At 72.2% G+C, this 7,296-nt stretch carries 7 protein-coding genes and 1 rRNA gene; all 8 read left to right on the top strand.

Features of this window, described 5'->3' with window-relative positions; genetic code table 11:
• Window positions 1–94, top strand: a 5S ribosomal RNA gene (rrf, locus tag ACWEOW_RS22620); the annotation flags it as partial.
• A gap of 674 nt (window positions 95–768) precedes the next feature.
• Entirely contained in the window at window positions 769–1,182 is a 414-nt protein-coding gene (locus tag ACWEOW_RS22615) for a hypothetical protein (RefSeq protein ID WP_452271499.1), read from the top strand.
• Between the two features lie 71 nt (window positions 1,183–1,253).
• On the top strand, window positions 1,254–1,985 hold the full coding sequence (locus ACWEOW_RS22610; protein WP_452271498.1) for a tetratricopeptide repeat protein: 732 nt from the start codon (window positions 1,254–1,256) through the stop codon (window positions 1,983–1,985).
• Between the two features lie 12 nt (window positions 1,986–1,997).
• Complete coding sequence (locus ACWEOW_RS22605; RefSeq protein WP_452271497.1) at window positions 1,998–3,227, top strand: HAD-IIA family hydrolase; 1,230 nt, start codon at window positions 1,998–2,000, stop codon at window positions 3,225–3,227.
• 48 nt (window positions 3,228–3,275) lie between these two features.
• Complete coding sequence (locus ACWEOW_RS22600; protein ID WP_452271496.1) at window positions 3,276–3,725, top strand: hypothetical protein; 450 nt, start codon at window positions 3,276–3,278, stop codon at window positions 3,723–3,725.
• Window positions 3,722–4,525, top strand: a complete 804-nt coding sequence (locus tag ACWEOW_RS22595; protein ID WP_452271495.1) for a TlyA family RNA methyltransferase — start codon at window positions 3,722–3,724, stop codon at window positions 4,523–4,525. The genes ACWEOW_RS22600 and ACWEOW_RS22595 overlap by 4 nt, the downstream gene beginning before the upstream one ends.
• Window positions 4,522–5,439: an NAD kinase gene (locus ACWEOW_RS22590; protein WP_452271494.1), complete on the top strand. Its 918-nt coding sequence runs from the start codon at window positions 4,522–4,524 to the stop codon at window positions 5,437–5,439. Before ACWEOW_RS22595 ends, ACWEOW_RS22590 begins: the two co-directional genes overlap by 4 nt.
• A 9-nt stretch (window positions 5,440–5,448) precedes the next feature.
• A complete protein-coding gene (recN, locus tag ACWEOW_RS22585; RefSeq protein WP_452271493.1) occupies window positions 5,449–7,296 on the top strand; it encodes a DNA repair protein RecN in 1,848 nt (615 codons plus the stop codon).

Genomic DNA, 7,296 nt, shown 5'->3' with positions numbered 1-7,296 from the left:
AACGCCCGGCTCCATTCCGAACCCGGAAGCTAAGCCCTTCAGCGCCGATGGTACTGCACTGGTGACGGTGTGGGAGAGTAGGACGCAGCCGGACACACTTTGTCAGAGCGCCCCAGACGGAACTTCATTGGTCCGACTGGGGCGCTCTTTTTTGTGCACCGAGCGATGGATGGTGGCGCCGGCGATGCCCGGCGCGGAAGGATGCAGTCATGAGTGACCAGGACGGCAACGGCGATCGAGGCGGACGTAGCGACGACGGTTCCCGTGGGCACGACCGCGCACGGAACGCCAAAGGCGGCGCGGGCCACGGGTCCGGAACGGCACGCCCGAGCGGCTCCCGATCTGGAGGGCCCGCGGGCGGAGCCAGGAAGCCCGGTTCCACCGGGTCCGGCTCGTCGCGCTCAGGCGAACCGCGCTCGGGATCACCGAGGTCGGGCTCGTCGCGCACCGGTGACTCGTCCTACGGCGCGTCGCGCTCAGGTGGTCCGCGTACGGGACGACCGCCGAGGGACTACGACCGGCAGAGCGACGGCCGAGACCGGGGCGGTCGCCAGACGGGTAGGGACGAGCGGGGTGACGATCGTCGGGAGCGACGGGACCGCGCGTCTGGGAGCGGTTACGGCGAGGCCCGCAACGGCGGGCGCGGCTCGTACCCCGATCGGCGCGATCGGGACGGCCAGGGCGGCGACAGAGGTGGTCGGCAAGGCCGCTATGACGAGCGTCAGGGCGGCGGTGACCGCTATGGGACCAAGCGGAGCGGAGGCCCCGGTGACCGAGGCCGTGGCTACGGCGGGGATGACCGAGGCCGTGGCTACGGCGGGGATGACCGGCGGGGAGGCTCGCGCGATAGCGGTGACCGCGGCTACTCGCGCGATGGCCGTGACCGCGGCTACTCACGCGACGACCGTGACCGTGGGTACGCACGCGACGACCGACGAGGTGGCTCGCGAGACGACCGGAGCCGGGGATATTCGCGAGACGACCGTGACCGCGGCTACTCGCGTGACGACCGGGGCCGGGGGTACGGCCGCGACGACCGCGACCGCGGCCACTCGCGCGACGACCGGAGCCGCGGGTACGGCCGCGACGACCGCGACCACGGCCACTCGCGCGACGACCGAGGGCGTGGCGCCCGCGACGACCGCGGGGGAGCGCCCGAGAGGCGTGGCGGTCCGCGTCTGACGCCGAAGTCGCCGCGCAAGCCCGAGCCTGCGATCCGCGAGGGCGTCACCGGCCACGAGGTCGACCGCAGCGTGAAAAGCCAGCTGCGCACTCTGTCGAAGGAGAACGCCGAGGGCGTGGCGCAGCATCTGGTCATGGTCGCCGAGCTGCTCGACGTCGACCCAGAGGCCGCGCTGGCACACGCCGAGACCGCAGTGCGCCGGGCGGGCCGGGTGCCCGCGGCCCGTGAGGCCCTCGGACTGGTGGCGTACCGGCTCGGGGACTGGGCGCGTGCGCTGGGAGAGTTCCGCACGGTGCGCCGGCTGTCCGGCTCGAACCATCTTCTCCCCCTCATGGTCGACTGCGAGCGAGCCCTCGGGCGACAGACCAAGGCGCTCGAGCTGGCCCAGAGCGAGGAGGCCAAGGGCCTGGCGATCGACGACCGCGTCGAGCTCGCCATCGTCGTCTCCGGCATCCGACGTGACCTGGGCCAGACGGACGCCGCCGTTGCCGGTCTCAGCGACCTCGCCCGGAGGATCAGCCCACATCGGCCCTCGGCCGCCCGGCTCTACTACGCCTACGCCGACGCTGTGCTCGCGGCGGGAGACCCCGCATCGGCCCGGGACTGGTTCGCGAGGGCGGCTGATGCCGACCATGAGCTGACGACGGACGCGGCGGAGCGGCTCGACGAGCTCGACGGTGTCGACGTGACCGACCTGCTTGGTGACCTGGACGACGACGTGGACGACGACGACGTGGACGACGACGACGTGGACGACGACGACGTGGACGACGACGTCGCGCCTGGTCCCGAGCGGTCGTGAGGTAGCCCGCCCATGCCTGCGCAGCACCCGCCTCGCAACGACTCCTGGGGCTCGCCTGACACGGGACCCGGGTCGTCCGACCAGCCCGTCCTTGCGGCATACGACGGGGTGATCTGTGACCTGGACGGGGTCGTCTACCGAGGCGAGGATGCCGTGCCCGGTGCGCCAAAAGCGTTGCAGGACATGGTTACCCGCGGCACGCGAGTGGTCTACGCGACGAACAACGCGTCGCGTGTCCCGAGCGAGGTGGCGGCTCACGTCGCCGAGCTGGGAGCGCCGGCGACAGAGTCGGATATCGTCACGAGCGCCCAGGCCGGTGCTGAGCTGCTGCAGTCACACCTTCCCGCCGGCGCCGGCGTCCTTGCGCTCGGTGGGCCGGGTGTCACCGAGGCACTGAACCGCGCCGGTCTGCGACCGGTGACCCCGGCGGAGGCGCCGGAGGCTGCGCTCGGTGGGGATCGCCAAGCGGACGGACCACCACCCCGACCCGGCGCACCGGACGCACCCCGCGCCTCCGACCCCACGGGTCCCTCGGACCGGTCCGAGGGACTCCGCGTGTCGGCCGTGCTCCAGGGCCTCGGGCCAGACCTGACGGTTCGGGACTTCCAGGCGGCCTCGCGACTCGTCGCGGCCGGGGTGCGGTGGGTCGCCACCAACACCGACTCGACCCTGCCGCTGCCGTGGGGCCTGGCCCCGGGCAACGGAGCCTACGTCGACCTGCTGACCACCGCGACCGGTCGGCATCCGGAGGTTGTCGGCAAGCCTTTCGCCCCGCTCTACGAGCTCGCCATGGAACGTCTCGGCAGCGACCACGACCGGACCCTCGCGGTGGGCGACCGCCTGGGCACCGACATCGCCGGCGCCGACGAGGCCGGCATCGACGCGGCCTGGGTGCTCACCGGCGTGGACCGCCCGAGCGACCTGCTGCGCACGACGCTGGCCCCGAGGTATGTCATCGGGACGCTGTCCGACCTCCTCGAGCCGTATGCCGCCCCGGTCCGTACCGAGGACGGCTGGGTCTGTGGCGGTGCTCGGGCCCGCCTCAGCGCCGACAGCCTCGACGTGGACGGACTCGACCGGCGTGACACCTCCAGCGGGTCGGACTCGACAGCGACCGAACCGATGCACGCCGTCCGGGCGGGCCTGGCGGCGCTGCTCGAAGCGCGCGACGACGGTGAGCAGCCGGACCGGCTGGCGCAGCTCGCCCGCACGCTGGACGAGCTGCTCGACGATGCGGGCTGACCTGCTCAGGTAGCGTGACTCAGGCACGACGAGGGTCTGGAGGCAGGAATGAACGCTGGCGCGAACGAGTCGGGCGACGAGCACGTCGTCGACCCTGCCGACGACGTGCTCGAGGTGGATGTCGCCGATGCCGCCGACCCTGACGAACTGGGTGACCTCGACAGCATCGACAACATCGACAACATCGACAACATCGACAACATCGACATCGCCGGCAACGCCGGTGACATGCTCGACGCCGGCCCCGACCAGGCCGTCGAGGCGGTGGACGATCCGATGGACGCCGGCGAGACGGCGGCTGAGGTGCCGTTCGAGCCCGTCGACCTCACGCCAGAGGTGCCCGTCCCGACCCCACCGGTCACCGGGGACGCCGCGATCGACGAGGCGATGGCCGAGCTCGCCGACGCCCAGGCGGGGTCCAACGCCGAGCGCATCGACGCCGGCGAGCGGGCGCACCGGAAGCTGCAGGGGCGGCTGGCCGACCTCGGTGGAGCGTGACCCAACGCCGGCTCGACATCGAGCTCGTGCAGCGCGGACTCGCGAGGTCGCGCACCCAGGCGCGTGAGCTCGTCACCGCCGGCGCGGTTCTCGTCGACGGCCGCGCCGCGACCAAACCGGCGCTTCCCGTCGGGGCTGACACGGACATCACCCTCGTCCGCGAGCCGGACCACTGGGTGGGCCGGGCGGCATACAAGCTCCTCCACGCACTCGACACGTGGCCGATCGAGGTCGCCGATCGACGCTGCCTCGACGTGGGCGCGAGCACGGGCGGCTTCACCCAGGTCCTTCTCGAGCGTGGAGCGGGCCATGTCACCGCACTTGATGTCGGCCACGACCAGCTCGTCGAGACCATCGCCACCGACCCGCGCGTGCTGGAACGGTCCGGCACCAACATCCGGGATGTCGGCGCCGAGGCGCTCGGTGGCCGGTTCGACCTCGTCGTCAGCGATCTCAGCTTCATCTCGCTCACCCTCGCGCTGCCGGCGATGCGCCCACTCGTCATGGACGACGGCGACCTGGTGGTGCTCGTCAAGCCTCAGTTCGAGGTCGGCCGCGAACGCCTCGGCCGACGTGGCGTCGTGTCTTCGCCACACGAGCACCGGCGGGTCCTGCGCGAGGTGGCAGGCGTGGCGGCCGAGCAGGGCCTGCATCTGATGGGCGCAACGGCCAGCCCGATCACCGGGGCCGACGGCAACCGCGAGTTCCTCTTCTGGCTGACGCCGCGCCCGGCGCCCGGCGCTGGGCCGACGGCCGCGAATGACATGCTGGAGGCCATCGACCTGGAGGGAGACCAGTGACGCGTCGCATCCTGCTCGTGGCCCATCCCCGGCGGGCCGAAGCGCTCACGGTCGCCAAGGGTGTCGTGGAGCGCCTGACCAGGCTCGGCATCGAGGTGTCGCTGCAGGCGGACGAGGCCAAGGCCCTCGACCTGACCGACAGCGCGCGCGTGCACATCGCGACCGCCGAAGAGCAGGTCGCCGGCGGCTGCGACCTCGTGGTCGTCCTCGGTGGCGACGGCACGATCCTGCGTGGGGCGGAGTTCGCGCGGCGCGTCGACGTCCCGCTGCTCGGAGTGAACCTCGGTCACGTCGGGTTCCTCGCCGAGGCCGAGCGCGACGACCTGGACGCCACGGTCGAGCACATCGCCAACGAGGACTATGCCGTCGAGGAGCGGATGACGCTCCATGTCGACGCGAAGCTGCACGGCGACCTCATCGCGAGCAGCTGGGCGCTCAACGAGGTCTCGGTGGAGAAGGCCGCCCGCGAGCGGATGCTCGAGATCACCCTGGAGGTCGACGGACGCCCGTTGTCGAGCTGGGGCTGCGACGGGGTCATCGTCTCGACGCCTACGGGCTCCACGGCATACGCCTTCTCGGCCGGCGGGCCGGTGATCTGGCCGCAGGTCGAAGCGATGCTGCTCGTCCCGAGCGCCGCGCACGCGCTGTTCGCCCGGCCCCTGGTCCTCGGCCCGGACACCCGGGTCGCGATCGAGATCAAGGCCGCGACCGAGGGCTCGGGCGTCATGTGGTGCGACGGCCGACGGCATGTCTCGCTGCCGCCCGGCGCACGCATCGAGGTGCGACGCGGGCTCCGCCCGATCCGACTCGCCCGCCTGTCGAGTGCGCCGTTCACCGACCGTCTCGTCGCGAAGTTCGATCTCTCCGTCGAGGGGTGGCGCGGCAACGGCAACCCTGCCGGTGGGCGGCCCTAAGGTGGTCCCGTGTTCAGCCAGATGAGGATCCGCAGTGTCGGCGTCATCGACGACGCGGTCCTCGAGCTGAGTCCCGGACTCAACGTGCTTACCGGCGAGACCGGAGCCGGCAAGACGATGGTCGTGTCAGGCCTGGGGCTGCTCCTCGGCGAGCGCGCCGACAGCGCGTTGGTCCGCTCGGGCGCCGAGTCGGCCCTCGTCGAGGGCGTCGTCCAGCTACCACCCGGCCACCCGGCGCTGGAGCGCGCGAGCGACGCCGGTGCGGAGCACGAGGAGGGTGAGCTGGTCATCGCCCGCACGATCGCCGCCGCCGGTCGATCTCGTGCCCACGTGGGTGGCCGCACGGCGCCGGTCGGGGTGCTCGCGGACCTCGGTGAGCTCCTGGTGGCTGTGCATGGTCAGGCCGACCAGTGGCGGCTCAAGCAGGGCGACGCGCATCGCGCGGTCGTCGACGACTTCGGCGGATCCGCCCTCGTCGCGCTGCGCGAGAAGGTGGCGGACCTCTTCGACCGCTGGCGAGCCGCCTCGCGCGAGCACGACCGGCTCGTGTCGGAGGCTCGCGAGCGCGCGCGAGAGATCGACTCGCTGACCTCCTCGCTCGAGGAGATCGAGCGCGTCGACCCCCAGCCCGGCGAGGATGTCACGCTCAGGGCGGAGGACGAGCGGCTCGCACACGCCGACACGTTGCGTCTGGCGGCAGCGTCGGCGCTCACCGAGCTGAGCGGCGACGAGTATGCCGGCGAGCCCGTTCCGAACGTCCGAGACCTTCTCGGGTCGGCGCGGTCTGCACTCGCCCACGCCACGGGTCACGACGACGCGCTCCGCGGTCTCGACGAGCGCCTGCACGAGGTGGGCACTCTGGTCACTGACCTCGCAGCGGACCTCACGGCATACCTCGACGACATCGAGCTCGACCCCGAGCGCCTCGAGTTCGTGCAGGACCGCCGCGCCGCGCTCGGGGCGCTGACCCGCAAGTACGGCGAGACCGTCGACGAGGTGCTCGACTGGTCGCGCACGTCTGCGGTGCGGCTCAACGAGCTCGTCAGCGCCGACGACCGGCTCGACGCGCTCGGCGCGGAGCTCAAAGACCTTCAGGAGCGGCTCGTCGAGGCGTCTGTCGAGCTCTCCGAGGCCCGCAGCGGCGCAGGCGAGGAGTTCGGCAGGAGGGTGTCCGACGAGCTCGAGCATCTGGCCATGGGCAATGCGGTCATCACGGTGGACGTGCAGCACCGCACCGAGCCGGATGGCGTCGAGCTGCCGACCGGCGAGCGGGTCCGGCTCTCTCGCAACGGGATCGACGATGTCGAGATCCTGCTCGCGGCCAACCCGGGCGCGACGCCGCGAAGCGTTGCGAAGGCCGCTTCCGGTGGCGAGCTCTCGCGCGTCATGCTCGCCCTCGAGGTCGTCGGCTCACGGCACCACGCTGATGGCGCCCCGAGCGGCCCGCCCACGTTCGTCTTCGACGAGGTCGACGCCGGGGTCGGCGGACGGGCGGCGCTCGACGTGGGTGCGAGACTCGCCGCGCTCGCCGAGCAGGCCCAGGTCATCGTCGTCACCCACCTGGCGCAGGTCGCGGCCTTCGCGGACCAGCACCTCGTGGTGCACAAGTCCGACGACGGCCGCGTCACCTCGAGCAGCGTCACCGTGGTCCAGGGAGACGCACGGCTGCGCGAGCTCTCCCGGATGATGGGCGGCGACCCCGACTCGGAGGCAGGGCTCGCCCACGCGGGTGACCTGCTCGAGCAGACCGGTTCGGCGCGGCGCGGCGCATCGGGATCGGCTCGCGGCGCAGGGGGATCGGCCCGCGGCGCACAGCGGCCGGGCCGCTCCGCGACGCGGGCGAGTGCAGCATCCTGA

Source organism: Monashia sp. NPDC004114, assembly GCF_053603855.1.
This window is presented reverse-complemented; position numbering and strand designations above follow the sequence as displayed.

Excerpts from the sequence above, each read along its gene's own strand:
- ACWEOW_RS22605 (WP_452271497.1), top strand. The coding sequence starts at position 1,998 with ATGCCTGCGCAGCACCCGCCTCGCAACGACTCCTGGGGCTCGCCTGAC.
- ACWEOW_RS22600 (WP_452271496.1), top strand. The coding sequence starts at position 3,276 with ATGAACGCTGGCGCGAACGAGTCGGGCGACGAGCACGTCGTCGACCCT.